At 54.2% G+C, this 15,991-nt stretch carries 15 protein-coding genes; 11 read left to right on the top strand and 4 right to left on the bottom strand.

The window, feature by feature from the left end:
• The 9 genes from nusA to Q7O77_RS05880 form a co-directional block, all read left to right on the top strand.
• The coding region (nusA, locus tag Q7O77_RS05915) for a transcription termination factor NusA (protein WP_304164280.1) at positions 1-1,022 on the top strand (1,022 nt) is incomplete at its 5' end.
• A 25-nt stretch (positions 1,023-1,047) separates the two neighbouring features.
• Complete coding sequence (infB, locus tag Q7O77_RS05910; RefSeq protein ID WP_304164277.1) at positions 1,048-3,753, top strand: translation initiation factor IF-2; 2,706 nt, start codon at positions 1,048-1,050, stop codon at positions 3,751-3,753.
• A gap of 75 nt (positions 3,754-3,828) precedes the next feature.
• Positions 3,829-4,230, top strand: coding sequence for a 30S ribosome-binding factor RbfA (gene rbfA, locus Q7O77_RS05905; protein WP_085651606.1), 402 nt, complete (start codon positions 3,829-3,831; stop codon positions 4,228-4,230).
• On the top strand, positions 4,230-5,186 hold the full coding sequence (gene truB, locus Q7O77_RS05900) for a tRNA pseudouridine(55) synthase TruB (protein WP_304164274.1): 957 nt from the start codon (positions 4,230-4,232) through the stop codon (positions 5,184-5,186). Before rbfA ends, truB begins: the two co-directional genes overlap by 1 nt.
• A gap of 112 nt (positions 5,187-5,298) precedes the next feature.
• A complete protein-coding gene (rpsO, locus tag Q7O77_RS05895; protein WP_026739644.1) occupies positions 5,299-5,568 on the top strand; it encodes a 30S ribosomal protein S15 in 270 nt (89 codons plus the stop codon).
• 261 nt (positions 5,569-5,829) lie between these two features.
• Positions 5,830-7,950, top strand: coding sequence for a polyribonucleotide nucleotidyltransferase (pnp, locus tag Q7O77_RS05890; RefSeq protein ID WP_304164271.1), 2,121 nt, complete (start codon positions 5,830-5,832; stop codon positions 7,948-7,950).
• A gap of 127 nt (positions 7,951-8,077) precedes the next feature.
• Positions 8,078-8,962 carry a lipoprotein NlpI gene (gene nlpI / locus Q7O77_RS05885; RefSeq protein ID WP_085651608.1) on the top strand — a complete coding sequence of 295 codons (885 nt, stop codon included), beginning with the start codon at positions 8,078-8,080 and terminating at the stop codon, positions 8,960-8,962.
• A 107-nt stretch (positions 8,963-9,069) separates the two neighbouring features.
• Positions 9,070-9,144 (top strand): protein YrbN, encoded by a 75-nt coding sequence (gene yrbN, locus Q7O77_RS16965; protein ID WP_099049240.1) that lies wholly within the window; start codon positions 9,070-9,072, stop codon positions 9,142-9,144.
• Complete coding sequence (locus Q7O77_RS05880) at positions 9,137-10,996, top strand: DEAD/DEAH family ATP-dependent RNA helicase (RefSeq protein ID WP_304164266.1); 1,860 nt, start codon at positions 9,137-9,139, stop codon at positions 10,994-10,996. Before yrbN ends, Q7O77_RS05880 begins: the two co-directional genes overlap by 8 nt.
• A gap of 59 nt (positions 10,997-11,055) precedes the next feature.
• Here the strand turns inward: Q7O77_RS05880 and Q7O77_RS05875 are convergent, their stop codons facing one another.
• From Q7O77_RS05875 to Q7O77_RS05865, 3 genes are all read right to left on the bottom strand, one after another.
• On the bottom strand, positions 11,056-12,084 hold the full coding sequence (locus Q7O77_RS05875) for a luciferase-like monooxygenase (RefSeq protein WP_304164263.1): 1,029 nt from the start codon (positions 12,082-12,084) through the stop codon (positions 11,056-11,058).
• A 134-nt stretch (positions 12,085-12,218) separates the two neighbouring features.
• The gene (locus tag Q7O77_RS05870) at positions 12,219-13,097 is read right to left on the bottom strand and encodes a U32 family peptidase (RefSeq protein WP_304164260.1); all 879 of its coding nucleotides are present in this window, start codon (positions 13,095-13,097) and stop codon (positions 12,219-12,221) included.
• A 13-nt stretch (positions 13,098-13,110) separates the two neighbouring features.
• Complete coding sequence (locus tag Q7O77_RS05865) at positions 13,111-14,106, bottom strand: peptidase U32 family protein (protein WP_304164257.1); 996 nt, start codon at positions 14,104-14,106, stop codon at positions 13,111-13,113.
• Positions 14,107-14,424: 318 nt separating this feature from the next.
• Here Q7O77_RS05865 and Q7O77_RS05860 point away from each other — a divergent pair, with 318 nt between their 5' ends.
• Complete coding sequence (locus Q7O77_RS05860) at positions 14,425-14,949, top strand: SCP2 domain-containing protein (RefSeq protein ID WP_085651613.1); 525 nt, start codon at positions 14,425-14,427, stop codon at positions 14,947-14,949.
• On the top strand, positions 14,943-15,446 hold the full coding sequence (locus Q7O77_RS05855) for a GNAT family N-acetyltransferase (protein ID WP_304164253.1): 504 nt from the start codon (positions 14,943-14,945) through the stop codon (positions 15,444-15,446). The genes Q7O77_RS05860 and Q7O77_RS05855 overlap by 7 nt, the downstream gene beginning before the upstream one ends.
• Here the strand turns inward: Q7O77_RS05855 and Q7O77_RS05850 are convergent.
• Entirely contained in the window at positions 15,433-15,738 is a 306-nt protein-coding gene (locus tag Q7O77_RS05850; RefSeq protein ID WP_304164250.1) for a GIY-YIG nuclease family protein, read from the bottom strand. The genes Q7O77_RS05855 and Q7O77_RS05850 overlap by 14 nt on opposite strands.
• Positions 15,739-15,991: the final 253 nt, after the last annotated feature.

The following is a 15,991-nucleotide window of genomic DNA, read 5'->3' as shown; positions in this document are numbered from 1 at the left end:
ACGCAGAAGCGGTGATTGGCCGTGAAGACATGCTGCCGCGCGAAAACTTCCGTCCAGGCGACCGCATTCGCGGCGTACTGTACGCCGTTCGTCCTGAAGCGCGTGGCGCTCAGTTGTTCGTCAGCCGTTCACGCTCGGAAATGCTGATCGAGCTGTTCCGCATTGAAGTACCGGAAATCGGCGAAGAAGTTATCGAAATCAAAGCCGCCGCTCGCGATCCGGGCTCACGCGCTAAAATTGCCGTCAAGACCAACGACAAACGCATCGACCCAGTTGGTGCGTGTGTAGGTATGCGCGGCGCGCGTGTCCAAGCCGTCTCCAGTGAATTGGGCGGTGAGCGTATCGATATCGTCCTGTGGGATGATAATCCGGCTCAGTTCGTCATCAACGCCATGGCGCCAGCAGATGTTGCCTCCATCGTAGTAGATGAAGACAATCACACCATGGATATCGCCGTAGAGTCAGGAAATCTGGCTCAGGCAATCGGCCGTAACGGTCAGAACGTTCGCCTGGCATCACAGCTCAGCGGCTGGGAATTGAACGTGATGACGATCGAAGACCTGCAGGCCAAGCATCAGGCCGAAGCGCATGCTGCAATTGATGTCTTCACTAAGCATCTGAGCATCGACGAAGAGTTCGCGACTGTTCTGGTAGAAGAAGGCTTCTCTACCTTAGAAGAGCTGGCCTATGTGCCGATTAAAGAACTCCTCGAAATCGACGGGCTGGATGAAGAAACGATTGAAGCGCTGCGTGACCGTGCGAAGGCAGCGTTGACCACATTGGCGTTGGCCCGCGAGGAAAGCCTCGGTGACGGTCAGCCAGCCGATGATTTGCTAAACCTGCCTGGTTTGTCTCGTGAGCTGGCGTTTGCTCTGGCTGCACGCGGCGTATGTACGCTGGAAGATCTTGCTGAGCAGGGTGTCGATGACCTGACAGATATTGAAGAGCTTGATGAGAAGCAAGCCGGTGAGCTGATTATGGCCGCGCGTAATATCTGTTGGTTTGGCGACAACAACGAATAACGAACTGTAGCAGGAAAGGAACAGCATGACAGATGTAACCGTAAAATCGCTGGCCGCAGAGATTCAGACTCCGGTTGACCGCCTGATACAGCAGTTTGCTGATGCCGGTATCACCAAGTCCGCATCAGATTCTGTGACCCAGCATGAGAAAGAAAGCTTGCTGGCGCACCTGAACCGTGAACGCGGCAGTGCGCCGGGAAAACTGACGCTGCAGCGCAAAACGCGCAGTACATTGAATGTTCCAAGTACCGGTGGTAAGAGTAAAGCGGTACAGATCGAAGTCCGCAAGAAACGCACTTATGTAAAACGCGATTCTCAGGATGGTCAGCAGACCTCCGAAGAAGAGCTGGCGCGGCGTGAAGCGGAAGAACAGGCACAACGCGCTGCTGAAGAGCAGACTAAACGCGAGGCTGAAGAAAAAGCCCAGCGCGAAGCTGCTGAAAAAGCGAAGCGCGCTGCTGAAGAGCAAGCCAAACGTGAGGCCGCCGACAAAGCTAAGCGCGACGGAGCGGAAAAAGAAAAAGTGACCAATCAACAAAACAACACCATGACCAAACCAGCTCAGGCTGAGAAAGCGCGTCGCGAAGCCGAAGCCGCCGAACTTAAGCGCAAAGCGGAAGAAGCAGCACGCCAGAAGGTTGAAGAAGAAGCCCGTCGCGTTGCAGAAGAAGCTCGCCGCATGGCCGAAGAAAACGCCGGTCGTTGGGAAAATCAGAAAGACGAAACCGAAACTTCTGACTACCACGTAACGACGTCTCATCACGCACGTGAAGCCGAAGATGAAAACGATCGCAAGGTCGAAGGCGAACGTCGTGCCCGCACTCGCGGCGGCAAAGCGACTAAACAGAAGAAAGGCAACCGTCTGTCTGAATCCAAAGCCGATCGCGAAGAAGCTCGCGCCGTGACGCGCGGTGGTAAAGGCAAACGTAAACCAAGCACACTGCAGCAGAGCTTTAACAAGCCTGCTCAGGCGGTTAACCGCGATGTCGTGATTGGCGAAACGGTGACGGTAGCTGAACTGGCGAACAAGATGGCCGTTAAAGGCTCTCAGGTCATCAAAACGATGATGCGTCTGGGTGCAATGGCGACGATCAACCAGGTTATCGATCAGGAAACGGCTCAGCTGGTAGCGGAAGAAATGGGTCACAAAGTGATTCTGCGCCGTGAAAATGAGCTGGAAGAAGCGCTGATGAGCGATCGTGATACGGGTGCTGCTGCTGAACCGCGCGCGCCGGTCGTGACTATCATGGGTCACGTCGACCACGGTAAAACGTCGCTGCTCGACTATATCCGTTCTACCAAAGTCGCTTCGGGCGAAGCGGGTGGTATTACTCAGCACATTGGTGCATACCACGTAGAAACCGACAACGGTATGATCACCTTCCTGGATACCCCGGGACACGCCGCGTTTACCGCAATGCGTGCACGTGGTGCGCAGGCGACGGATATCGTCGTTCTGGTTGTTGCCGCAGATGATGGCGTGATGCCGCAGACTATCGAAGCTATTCAGCATGCCAAAGCCGCTAAAGTGCCGGTTGTAGTTGCTGTCAACAAAATCGATAAGCTGGAAGCCGATCCGGACCGCGTTAAAACCGAACTGTCTCAGCACGGCATCATGCCTGAAGACTGGGGCGGCGAAAGCCAGTTCGTACACGTATCTGCCAAATCAGGTACGGGTATCGATGAACTGCTGGACGCCATTCTGCTGCAGTCCGAAGTTCTTGAGCTGAAAGCTATCCGTAACGGTATGGCAAGCGGCGCGGTTATCGAATCCTTCCTGGACAAAGGTCGTGGTCCGGTTGCCACTGTCCTGGTTCGTGAAGGTACCTTGAATAAAGGCGATATCGTCCTGTGTGGCTTCGAGTACGGTCGTGTTCGTGCGATGCGTGACGAATTAGGTCGTGAAGTGGCTTCCGCGGGTCCGTCTATTCCTGTCGAAATCCTGGGCCTGTCCGGCGTGCCGGCAGCGGGTGACGAAGCGACTGTGGTTCGCGACGAGAAGAAAGCACGTGAAGTGGCTCTCTACCGTCAGGGTAAATTCCGCGAAGTGAAACTGGCTCGCCAGCAGAAATCTAAACTGGAAAACATGTTTGCGAACATGAGTGAAGGCGAAGTTTCTGAACTGAACATCGTGTTGAAATCTGACGTACAGGGTTCTTGTGAAGCGATTTCCGACTCCCTGATGAAGCTGTCCACCGACGAAGTGAAAGTCAAAATTGTGGGCTCCGGTGTGGGTGGGATTACAGAAACCGACGCTACCCTGGCTGCGGCTTCCAACGCAATCCTGCTGGGCTTCAACGTACGTGCAGACGCTTCCGCCCGTCGCGTTGTCGAAGCAGAAAGTCTGGATCTGCGCTATTACTCAGTTATCTATGACCTGATTGACGAAGTGAAGCAGGCGATGAGCGGTATGCTGGCGCCTGAGTACAAACAGGAAATCATCGGTCTGGCTGAAGTTCGCGACGTGTTCAAATCACCGAAATTTGGCGCAATCGCAGGCTGTATGGTGACCGAGGGTGTGGTGAAACGTCACAACCCGATCCGCGTACTGCGTGATAACGTCGTTATCTACGAAGGCGAACTGGAATCCCTGCGTCGCTTCAAAGATGACGTCAACGAAGTTCGTAACGGTATGGAATGTGGTATCGGTGTGAAGAACTACAACGATGTTCGCTCTGGCGATATGATCGAAGTATTTGAAATCATTGAGATTAAACGCTCTATTGCGTAATGCTTCCATCACCACATCATTCTATTTTTCCGTTGAGGGGGCCTTGTGCCCCCTCATTTTTCCGTGAGGTTTATCATGGCAAAAGAATATAGCCGCACACAGCGTGTGGCGCAGGAAATGCAAAAAGAGATCGCCATCATTCTGCAGCGCGAAGTTAAAGATCCGCGCGTCGGCATGGCGACTGTCTCTGGCGTTGAAATGTCCCGCGATCTGGCTTATGCCAAAGTTTTCGTGACCTTTTTGAACGACAACGAACCGGAGCAGGTAAAAATTGGCATCAAAGCGTTGCAGGACGCCTCCGGGTTTATCCGCGTACTGTTGGGTAAAGCGATGCGTCTGCGCGTAGTGCCTGAGCTGACGTTCTCCTATGACAACTCATTGGTTGAAGGTATGCGGATGTCGAATCTGGTGACCAATGTCGTCAGAAAAGATGCCGAGCGTCGCTCATCTTCTTCGGACGAAGATCGGGAGGACTGATGGGGCGTCCTCGTCGTCGCGGCCGGGACGTTCATGGCGTTCTGCTGCTGGATAAACAGCAGGGAACATCGTCCAACGATGTGCTGCAAAAGGTTAAACGTCTCTTTAACGCCAACAAGGCGGGACATACTGGCGCGCTGGATCCGCTGGCGACAGGCATGCTGCCGATTTGTTTGGGCGAAGCGACCAAGTTTTCCCAGCACCTGCTGGATTCTGATAAGCGTTATCGCGTCATTGCCCGATTGGGCCAGCGGACGGATACGTCTGACGCTGATGGTAATGTTGTCGAAGAGCGTCCAGTCACGTTCACTCCTGAAGCGTTAGCAGAAGCGCTGGATGAATTTCGCGGCACTACTCCGCAGGTCCCATCCATGTTCTCCGCCCTGAAATATCAGGGGCGCCCGCTGTATGAATATGCCCGTCAGGGGCAGACCGTTCCTCGCGAAGCGCGTGAAATCACGGTGTATGAGCTGCAGCAAATCCGCTGGGAAGGGGATGAACTGGAGCTGGAGATTCACTGTTCGAAAGGCACTTATATCCGTACGATCATTGACGATTTGGGTGAAAAACTCGGCTGTGGCGCTCACGTGATTTATTTGCGCCGTCTTCAGGTGGCGACGTATCCGGTAGAACGGATGGTGACCTTAGAACAGCTGCGCGCACTGGTTGAACGTGCCGCTGAAGAAGAGCTGACAGTTGGCGCGTTGCTTGATCCTTTGCTCCTGCCTATGGACAGCGCTGTCCAGGAATTTCCTGAGGTTAATTTGCCGGAAGTCGTCGCTGGATACCTGAAATTGGGACAGGCGGTGCGTGCCGCCAACGCCCCAGACTCGGGAATGGTTCGCATCACAGAAGGCGATGCGCGGAAGTTTATCGGCATGGGCATTATCGATGACGAAGGGCGGGTCGCACCTCGTCGTCTGGTGGTCGAATACCCCGAACCTGGGGCCGTTTGACCGCCTTGCTATCACCTTATACTGCGGGTAGAATAGCGCGGCTCGAGTACCGGGTAGCTGAATTAGAGATCGGCACCCTTTTTATCTTATATAATATTATTGGAGTTCTACTATGTCTCTAAGCGTTGAAGCTAAAGCAAAAATCGTTGCAGATTTCGGTCGTGATGCTAACGACAGCGGTTCTACTGAAGTTCAGGTTGCACTGCTGACTGCACAGATCAACCACCTGCAGGGTCACTTTGCTGAGCACAAAAAAGATCACCACAGCCGTCGTGGTCTGCTGCGCATGGTCTCTCAGCGTCGTAAGCTGCTGGACTACCTGAAGCGTAAAGAAGTAGCACGCTACACCAGCCTGATCGAGCGTCTGGGTCTGCGTCGCTAATCCGACGAGTTTCAGTAGAAAGGGGCCTATTATGGCCCCTTTCTTCTAGGATGCGTTGCTGAAACAGAGTAATGTATTGCTGAAGTAAAAAATGGTCCGTTATTACAGCTATTCGCGCGGCTAATGAGAGACTTTATTCTGCCGGGGAGCAGATTGAAGATTGTCATTAGTCGCGAGGATGTAGTGACTGGATCGGGTGTAAACTGGTCTGTGGCGTCCGAGATAAGTGGCGCAGCAACCCTCTGTGACAAGGATATAATTTTGCTTAATCCGATTATCCGTAAATTCCAATATGGTCAGCATACCGTCACTATCGAAACCGGTATGATGGCTCGTCAGGCTACGGCTGCCGTTATGGTCAGCATGGACGACACCGCGGTATTCGTTACCGTTGTTGGTGCTAAACAGCCTAAACCGGGTCAGGGATTCTTCCCGCTGACCGTCAACTATCAGGAGCGTACCTACGCTGCTGGTCGTTTCCCGGGTGGTTTCTTCCGTCGTGAAGGCCGTCCGAGCGAAGGCGAAACACTGATTTCTCGCCTGATCGACCGTCCTATTCGCCCGCTGTTCCCGGAAGGTTTCCTGAATGAAGTTCAGGTTATCGCTACCGTTGTTTCCGTGAACCCGCAGGTAAACCCGGACATCGTTGCTATGATCGGCGCATCCGCTGCGCTGAGCCTGTCTGGTATTCCGTTCAACGGCCCGATCGGCTGTGCTCGCGTTGGTTATATCAACGACCAGTACGTGCTGAACCCGACCACTGATGAGCTGAAAGAAAGCCGTCTGGATCTGGTTGTCGCCGGTACGGAAGGCGCGGTGCTGATGGTGGAATCAGAAGCAGACCTGCTGAGCGAAGATCAGATGCTGGGCGCGGTTGTTTTCGGTCACGAGCAGCAGCAGGTTGTCATTGAGAACATCAATTCTCTGGTGGCTGAAGCAGGCAAGCCGAAATGGGAATGGCATGCGCCAGAAGTGAACGAAACGCTGTACAGCCGTGTTAAAGCGCTGTCCGAAACTCGTCTGGGTGACGCTTACCGCATCACCGAGAAACAGGAACGTTACGCTCAGGTTGACGTCATCAAAGCTGACGTCGTTGCCGCGCTGCTGGCCGAAGATGAAACGCTGGACGAAGGCGAAATCAGCGACATCCTGGGCAGCATCGAGAAAAATGTCGTTCGTAGCCGTGTTCTGAGTGGCGAACCGCGTATCGATGGTCGTGAAAAAGACATGATCCGTGGTCTGGACGTTCGCACTGGCGTTCTGCCGCGTACGCATGGTTCCGCACTGTTCACTCGTGGTGAAACTCAGGCGTTGGTCACCGCTACGCTGGGTACTGAACGCGATGCGCAGACGATTGACGAACTGACCGGCGAGCGTACTGACCGCTTCCTGCTACACTATAACTTCCCTCCGTACTCTGTGGGTGAAACGGGTATGGTCGGATCGCCGAAACGTCGTGAAATTGGTCACGGTCGTCTGGCGAAACGCGGCGTGTTGGCTGTTATGCCGAAAGCGAGCGAATTTCCGTATACCGTTCGTGTGGTTTCTGAAATCACTGAATCCAACGGTTCTTCATCCATGGCTTCCGTGTGTGGCGCTTCTCTGGCGCTGATGGATGCCGGTGTGCCGATCAAAGCGGCCGTTGCCGGTATCGCGATGGGTCTGGTGAAAGAAGGCGAAAACTTTGTCGTACTGTCTGACATTTTGGGCGATGAAGATCACCTGGGCGACATGGACTTCAAGGTTGCTGGTAGCCGTGATGGTGTGACCGCGCTGCAGATGGACATCAAGATCGAAGGTATCACCCGCGAAATCATGCAGGTGGCACTGAACCAGGCTAAAGGTGCGCGTTTGCACATCCTGGGCGTGATGGAAGAGGCGATCAGCACGCCGCGTGGCGATATCTCTGAATTCGCACCGCGTATTCATACCATTAAAATCAGTACCGACAAGATCAAAGACGTTATCGGTAAAGGCGGCTCGGTTATCCGTGCTCTGACCGAAGAGACCGGTACGACGATTGAAATCGAAGATGATGGTACGGTGAAGATTGCTTCTACCGACGGCGAGAAAGCAAAACATGCTATTCGCCGTATCGAAGAGATCACTGCTGAAATCGAAGTCGGCCGCATCTATCAGGGTAAAGTGACCCGTATCGTTGACTTCGGCGCGTTTGTTGCCATCGGCGGCGGTAAAGAAGGTCTGGTTCACATCTCTCAGATCGCCGACAAGCGTGTTGAGAAAGTGACTGATTATCTGGAAATGGGTCAAGAAGTTCCCGTTAAGGTTCTGGAAGTCGACCGTCAGGGTCGTGTCCGTCTGAGCATGAAGGAAGCGACTCCTCAGTCTCAGGAACCTGCGGCAACCTCCGGCGAAGAATAACGGATAATCGTTTGGCAGCTCCTTACCGAGTTAAGGAGCTGCGTGTATGATAGGGAACGGATATCCTTATAGAAACCGTCGCGGGACAGGATGTTCATCCTTTGTTTGTCTTCTTCGGGAGTGGGTAATGAAGCCTTTCTTGCGCTGGTCTTATGTCGCGGCAGCACTCATGCTGGCAGGATGCAGCAGCATGGATTGGCGCAAAAATGCCGTTTTGGCGGTCCCGCTGCAGCCCACGTTGCAGCAGGAAGTCATTCTGGCTCGTATGGAGCAAATCCTGGCCAGCCGAGCACTTACTCCTGATGAACGAGCACAGCTGTTATATGAGCGCGGAGTGCTGTATGATAGCTTAGGGTTACGGGCATTGGCGCGAAATGATTTTTCACAAGCGCTTTCTATCCGTCCCGACATCCCAGAGGTTTTTAATTATCTGGGGATTTACTTAACGCAGGCAGGCAATTTTGATGCTGCCTATGAAGCGTTTGATTCTGTACTAGAGCTTGATCCAACTTACAATTATGTGCGTCTCAATCGGGGGATCGCCTTGTACTACGGCGGTCGGTACCAATTGGCGCAGGATGATCTGCTAGCGTTTTATCGAGACGATCCCAATGATCCTTTCCGTTCCCTGTGGCTGTATCTGGTCGAGAGAGAAATCGACCCGGATAAGGCCGTAAGCGCATTAAGAACGCGCTACGAGGGAGCAAAGAAAGGTGTGTGGGGATGGACTATTGTCGAATTCTACCTGGGCGATATCAGTGAAAAGACACTGATGCAGCGCTTGCAGGAAGAAGCAAAGGATAACACTTCGCTCGCTGAGCATCTCAGTGAAACTGACTTCTATTTAGGTAAGCACTACCTAAGTCTGGGGGACAAGGACACCGCTTCGGCGCTGTTCAAGCTGACGGTGGCTAACAACGTTCATAACTTTGTTGAGCACCGCTATGCATTGTTGGAATTGGCGCAGTTAGGCCAAGAGCAAGACGACCTATCAGGATCGGACCAGCAATAGCTGACGAACAATATTCAGCCTGGAATCACAACGATTTCCATCGCCTTCACTGGCGAGGGCTTTTTTGTTCGCTTTTTAATCCAATTTGAGCCGGTTCACACTTTTCAATGAAAATGACTGAAAATTTTCTAGACGAGTTATGTAGACTGGCCGCCATCTATGAGGCACGTGTACATGACTAAGCTTGAAACCTCTTTTGCCGATTTGGGGCTGTCTGCTCCGATTATTAATGCCCTGACCGATCTGGGCTACGAAAAGCCTTCGCCGATTCAGGCGGAATGTATTCCTCACCTGCTGAATGGTCGTGATGTGCTGGGTATGGCACAGACCGGCAGCGGTAAAACCGCCGCATTTGCGGTGCCGTTACTGAATAACCTGAAACCTGAACTGAAAGCACCGCAGATTCTGGTGCTGGCGCCGACCCGTGAGCTGGCGGTTCAGGTCTCTGAAGCCTGTAATGACTTTGCTAAACACATGCATGGCGTCAACGTGGTTGCCCTGTACGGCGGCCAGCGTTATGACGTGCAGCTGCGCGCTTTGCGTCAGGGACCGCAGATTGTGGTCGGTACGCCGGGTCGTTTGCTCGACCACCTGAAACGCGGCACGCTGGACCTGTCCAACCTGAGCGGTCTGGTACTGGATGAAGCTGATGAAATGCTGCGTATGGGCTTCATCGAAGACGTAGAAAACATCATGGCGCAGATCCCGGCTGAACATCAGACCGCGCTGTTCTCCGCGACGATGCCGGAAGCGATTCGTCGTATTACTCGTCGTTTCATGAAAGATCCGCAGGAAGTGCGTATCCAGTCAAGCCTGACGACGCGTCCGGATATCAGCCAGAGCTACTGGATGGTACATGGCGTTCGTAAAAACGAAGCGCTGATCCGTTTCCTCGAAGCGGAAGATTTTGATGCTGCGATCATCTTCGTGCGTACCAAAAACGCGACGCTGGAAGTGGCTGAAGCGCTGGAGCGCAGCGGTTACAACAGTGCTGCACTGAACGGTGACATGAACCAGGCGCTGCGTGAACAAACGCTGGAACGTCTGAAAAATGGTCGTCTGGATATCCTGATTGCGACTGACGTTGCTGCACGTGGTCTGGATGTTGACCGTATCAGCCTGGTCGTGAACTACGATATCCCGATGGATGCGGAATCCTACGTTCACCGTATCGGCCGTACCGGTCGTGCGGGTCGTGCCGGCCGTGCGATCCTGTTCGTTGATAACCGCGAACGTCGCCTGCTGCGTAACGTTGAGCGCACCATGAAGCTGACCATTCCTGAAGTGGAACTGCCGAACGCTGAACTGCTGGGCGAACGTCGTCTGGCCAAGTTTGCCGCCAAGGTTCAACTGCAGCTGGAAAGCAGCGATCTGGATATGTACCGTGCGCTGCTGGCTAAACTGCAGCCGCAGGAAGAGCTGGATATGGAAACGCTGGCTGCTGCGCTGCTGAAAATGGCGCAGGGCGAACGTCCGCTGATTCTGCCGCCGGATCCGGTATTCGATCGCCGTCCGCGTCGTGAAATGCGCGATCGTGACGATCGTTTCGACCGTCGCCGTGAAGGTGGCCGTGATAATGCGCGTGACGGTGACCGTCCGCAGCGTCGTGAGCGTCGTGATGTCGGCGATATGGAACTGTATCGCATCGAAGTGGGCCGTGATGATGGCGTTGAAGTTCGTCACATCGTGGGCGCGATTGCTAATGAAGGCGACATCAGCAGCCGTTACATCGGTAACATTAAGCTGTTCGGTACTCACTCTACGATTGAGCTGCCGAAAGGGATGCCGGGCGATATTCTGTCACACTTCACGCGCACGCGTATTCTCAACAAACCGATGAACATGCAGCTTCTGGGCGATGCCCAGCCGCACGAGCGTCGTGAAGGTGGCCGTGGTGGTCGTTCATTCGGTGATCGTCCTAACGGTGGTCGTCCGGGTAACGGCGGTCGTGGTCGCTCTTTCAGCGGCGAACGTCGTGAAGGCGGTGGTGAACGTCGCGGTAACCGTGCGCCACGTCAGCCGTCCAACTCGTAATCACATTGTACTAACGTGGTAACACGCATCAAGCCAGCCTTCGGGCTGGCTTTTTTATGTCAGTCGATCCGCTCTTCTCGCATGACTTCCTGCTGTAATTCCGCCACGATTTCAAATGAACGCAGTCTGGCCTGATGATCGAAGATCGAGGCGTTAATCATCAGCTCATCCGCCTGAGTTTGCCTTAAAAGCATCTGTAACCCATGACGCACCTGTAAGCGATCGCCCACGATGGAAAGTCGCAGGGTCTGTTCAACCGAGAGTTGTTCGGCCGGCGTCCAGACATCATCCATCTCTTGTACTGGTGCAGGCAACGGTCCCGGTACGCCACGGCGCAGATTGATGAACTGCTGCTGCTGTGACGTAAACAGGAATCGAGCATCTGCGGTGCTCTCGGCAGCGATGACGTTGACGCAGACCATCGCATACGGCTGTGATTGTTGCGCTGAAGGCTGGAATTTATCGCGATAGAGTTGCAGTGCCTGAATCAGCATGTCCGGCGCAAAGTGAGCGGCGAAAGCAAACGGCAGCCCCAACGCTGCGGCGAGCTGCGCGCTATATAGACTGGAGCCCAATAGCCAGATCGGGACGTTAAGACCCTGACCCGGTACGGCCTGAACCGCTTGATCCGGCTGTGCAGGGGCTAGATAACGCTGTAGTTCCTGAACATCCGCAGGGAAATCATCTTCTTCGCCTTTTAAATGACGCCGCAACGCTATCATGGTGCGGCGATCGCTGCCCGGCGCGCGTCCCAGTCCCAGATCGATGCGTCCCGGATAGAGGGATTCCAGCGTGCCGAACTGTTCGGCGATCACCAGCGGCGCATGGTTAGGCAGCATGACCCCACCGGAACCTAGTCGAATATGTTCGGTGCCCGCCGCCAGATAGCCGAGCAGAACGGAGGTGGCCGCGCTGGCGATACCGGTCATATTGTGATGTTCGGCGAGCCAGTAGCGGTGATACCCCCATCGCTCTGCATGTCTGGCCAAATCGAGAGAGCTGTGAAAGGCATCGCGCGGTGTTGCCCCAGCAGGAATAGGGGCCAAATCCAGTACGGAAAAAGTAACAGGCTGTTGTGACATAGGCATGGCTCACCGGGTTAAGGGTCAACCCGGGAGCAGGCTAACCGCGGAATATTATCGAATAATCATAGTACGTAATATTCCGCGGAAATAGCGGATGAGGCGTGCGGATGCCCGGAAATAAAGGGCATCCGGCGAGGTCAGTCTACCAGCTCCAGACCGGGCAGGCGGCGCCAGTAGCCGTTGCACTCCTTCTCTTGATGCAGCGTCAGCGGCTGTGCGCCGTGTTCGTTGGCGCGGAATTGATCGAGCACATCCAGCGTTTCCAGACCGAGCGGCGAGAGTCGGATGATATCCACAAGACCTTCCATCGAGGTCAGCTCGTTGCCGAGGTTATAGCAATATCCGCTCTGGGTTTGAATGCCGTTGAGTACGAATACCTGCTGATTTTCCTGCGACAGCACCTTGCGGCCCTGCGGATAATGAATGCAGCAGGTTTCGCACTCATCTTTAGGGCGATTTTCAGATCGCGCGGTAAAACAGCGGGCGGAGTAGGCCAGCGGCAGATGACCGTAGCTCAGCACCTCGACGTCGAATTTATCGCGAAAGCCGAGTTCGTCGCACTGATTGAGCAAATGTTGCAGCCAGTCGCGCGATAACTCTACCGGCATACACCAGCGGACCATCCCCTGTTTGTGCAACAGTCGCAGCGTATAGGCGTTGTAGCAGTTCAAGGCATGCCCGGCGACAAACGGCAGGTGATGCTCCTCGGCCATATTGACGGCGCCGAGATCGTTGGCCTCTAGCAAAAAATCGCCGTTTTCAACGTAACGCTTAAGCTCGTTCAGCTCTGAGGGCGCTTGCAGCAACGCCAGCGTAGAAATGACCACCTGTTTGCCGCTGGCGGACACCTGACGGGCGACCTCCAGCCAGTCATTGACCTTCATGCCGCGACGCTTGCTGCATACCGTTTCTCCGAGATAGACGATATCCGCGCTGCTGGACATGGCCGCCTGATAAAAGGCTTCAATATCTGCTTTGGGCCAGTAGTAAAGGATGGCTCCCAATGCATACTTCATAGTGTTCTCCTGACTACTGCCATTCACGGTGATAGGCGCCCAGCGTGGTTTGCGTGCCTTCGGCGACGGCGCCCAGGGCGTCCATCCATTCGGGGTTGGGGGAGTAGTGTTCTGGCGATGCCTTGCAGCGGTCGATCGCCTCACGCCATACTCGCGTGACCTGACTGACATAGGCAGGGCTGCGCTGGCGGCCTTCGATTTTCACTGACGCGATATTTGCCGCCATCAGCTCCGGCAATAGCGAAAGCGTATTCAGGCTGGTTGGCTCTTCCAGCGCATGGTAACGCTTGCCGTCCACCAGATAGCGACCTTTGCACAGCGTGGGATAACCGGCGTTTTCATGATCCTGATAGCGATCAATCAGCACATTGTTCAGGCGAGATTCCATCCCCTTGTCGGTCTGCTGCCAACGGACAAAACGCGCCGGAGAGCAGGCGCCGACGGTGTTGGGCGACTCACCGGTCAGATAGGAAGAGAGGTAGCAACGTCCTTCCGCCATGATGCACAGGCTGCCGAAGGCGAAGACTTCCAACGGCACCGGGCTGGTGCGGGCAAGCTGTTTGACCTGATGGATAGACAGCACGCGCGGCAGTACGACGCGCGCGACGTCAAAATGTTTTTGATAGAAACGGATAGCCTGTTCGTTTGTGGCCGACGCCTGCACGGAAACGTGGCGTTCGATATGCGGATAGCGTTCCGCCGCGTATTCCAACGTCGCCAGGTCAGCCAGGATCAGGACGTCCGCTCCCGCCTGTGCAGCGCTATCCACGGCGCGCTGCCAGCGTTGGAAACCGTCTGGATGGGCGAAGGTATTGATGGCGATATGCAGTTTGCGCTTATGCTGATGCACGTAGCTGCGAGCTTCCTGCAATTTTTTATCGTTAAAGTTAAGTCCGGCGAAATGTCGTGCGTTGGTATCATCTTTAAGCCCGATGTACACCGCGTCTGCACCATTATCAATAGCGGCTTTTAGAGCCGGTAAATTACCGGCGGGGCAAAGCAGTTCCATACCTATTCCTTCACTCATCAAGGCCTTCGTCAAATTTAAACGGAGGCGATCAATGATGTTGTCTGATTGATGAAGCAGGTTATCAGTCAATTAAAAATTCTGACGAAAAGGCATCTTAGTTAACCCGCTGTGGCAACACTTTGATTTAAACCAGTATATAGTGTGATGAAAATAATATAGCAGACGCGCGTATTTCGTGATTTGAGCGATAACCGGCTACATTGTTGATGTAAGCCGCCGTCGCGAGTCGGCAATGTGGCAAAATGATGTCAGAGTATCGTGTCGTCTATATCGCTTTAGCTTTAGAGGAGTACGCCAGTGCTGGAACAACTACGGGCGCAAATAGTGCGTCAGGGGCCGGGATTTCTGGGCAAACCGTTAGCGTTTACGCCCTTTTCCCTGCAGCGCCGGATATTGGAGCAACTGCTGCAGTGGCAGTTCCGTCAGGCGCTGGAAGATGGCGATCTGGAATTTTTGGAAGATCGCTGGTTACAGATTGAAGTTCGGGATATGGGGCTGCGTTGGTTTATGACGCAGCGCGAAGGCCGTCTGCTGGTCAGCCGCAACGAAGTCGCAGAAGTGACGTTCAGCGCCGATGCCAACGATCTGATTCTGATCGCGGCGCGTAAAGAAGATCCCGATACGCTGTTCTTCCAACGTCGTCTGCGTATCGAAGGTGATACCGAGCTGGGACTGTACGTGAAGAATCTGATGGATGCCGTTGAGCTGGAAAGCATGCCGACTCCGCTGCGCGTGGCGCTGCTGCAGCTGGCGGATTTCGTCGAGTCTGGACTGCGGGAGGGCGCGGAGCAGGCTCCGGCACACGCGCCGGCGTCATGTTAATTCGCGTTGAAATTCCTGTCGACGCGCCGGGAATAGATCGCCTGCTTCGACAGTCATTTCCCACTTCGGCTCAGGCCGAACTGGTGCAAGAGCTGCGTGAAAACGGTCAGCTGACGCTGGGCGTAGTGGCGACGGATGATGAGGGCGGCGTGGTCGGCTATGCCGCTTTCAGTCCGGTCAGCATTGAAGGGGAAGAGCTTCAGTGGGTCGGACTGGCGCCGCTGGCGGTCGATGAAAGCCTGAGAAAGCAAGGCTTGGGCGAGCAATTGGTGTATGAAGGTCTGGATTCGCTAAATGAATTCGGCTACACCGCGGTGGTCGTTTTCGGCGATCCGGCTTACTTTTCCCGTTTTGGCTTTGTTGCGGCGTCGGAACATCAGCTCAGCTGCGGTCGGGACGAACCCTCATCCAACTTCCAAATCTACCCGCTGGCGGACAATCACTTTCAAGGCGTGAGTGGGAAAGTGGAATTCGCCGATCCGTTCAATCGCGTTTAAATTCGGCTAAAAAGCTGGCGATAGACTCTGGCTGGTCGCGCACCAGCCGCTCTTTCTGTGCTTTGCTCAGCTGTTTGATGCGATATTCCCACTGCAGCGCGACAGATTGACTACCTACCTCACACTGATATACCAACGCGAGTTCGCCCTTTCCGCGCAGCGAGCGGGCGCCTTTGCCTGCCTGATGCTGAGCCAAACGGCGCGAAGTATCGGTGGTAATGCCGGTATACAGCATGCCGCTGCTGGTACGCAGCATATAAACAAACCAGTTTGGTGATGGCGCATCCTGCATCGTCGTGGTTTTCTCGCTCTAAGGGAAAACGTCTATTTTACGGTGTTCTGCGCCTAAAGGTGAACGTTTGCCTTTTTCGCGCCGTCTACCCCCCCCTAAGACAGGAGCTGATTCGGCATCCGCAATATTGAACGATGATCGATTGCCGCTCTATTTGAGAATTTCTCATAATTTAATAATGGATGAAATAAAATTTCATGATCATTCTATTGGTTGCTTAATGCTTCTAAAAATAAACATAAAATAGCTGAAG

Origin of the sequence: Lonsdalea britannica, from assembly GCF_946477055.1 — a bacterium.
Lineage (GTDB): Bacteria > Pseudomonadota > Gammaproteobacteria > Enterobacterales > Enterobacteriaceae > Lonsdalea > Lonsdalea britannica_A.
This window is presented reverse-complemented; position numbering and strand designations above follow the sequence as displayed.

Coding starts and splice junctions, on each gene's coding strand:
- Q7O77_RS05865 (WP_304164257.1), bottom strand. CDS start 14,106: ATGGAACTGCTTTGCCCCGCCGGTAATTTACCGGCTCTAAAAGCCGCT.
- Q7O77_RS05880 (WP_304164266.1), top strand. CDS start 9,137: ATGACTAAGCTTGAAACCTCTTTTGCCGATTTGGGGCTGTCTGCTCCG.
- Q7O77_RS05850 (WP_304164250.1), bottom strand. CDS start 15,738: ATGCAGGATGCGCCATCACCAAACTGGTTTGTTTATATGCTGCGTACC.
- Q7O77_RS05870 (WP_304164260.1), bottom strand. CDS start 13,097: ATGAAGTATGCATTGGGAGCCATCCTTTACTACTGGCCCAAAGCAGAT.
- nlpI (WP_085651608.1), top strand. CDS start 8,078: ATGAAGCCTTTCTTGCGCTGGTCTTATGTCGCGGCAGCACTCATGCTG.
- Q7O77_RS05855 (WP_304164253.1), top strand. CDS start 14,943: ATGTTAATTCGCGTTGAAATTCCTGTCGACGCGCCGGGAATAGATCGC.
- infB (WP_304164277.1), top strand. CDS start 1,048: ATGACAGATGTAACCGTAAAATCGCTGGCCGCAGAGATTCAGACTCCG.
- rpsO (WP_026739644.1), top strand. CDS start 5,299: ATGTCTCTAAGCGTTGAAGCTAAAGCAAAAATCGTTGCAGATTTCGGT.
- truB (WP_304164274.1), top strand. CDS start 4,230: ATGGGGCGTCCTCGTCGTCGCGGCCGGGACGTTCATGGCGTTCTGCTG.
- Q7O77_RS05875 (WP_304164263.1), bottom strand. CDS start 12,084: ATGCCTATGTCACAACAGCCTGTTACTTTTTCCGTACTGGATTTGGCC.
- rbfA (WP_085651606.1), top strand. CDS start 3,829: ATGGCAAAAGAATATAGCCGCACACAGCGTGTGGCGCAGGAAATGCAA.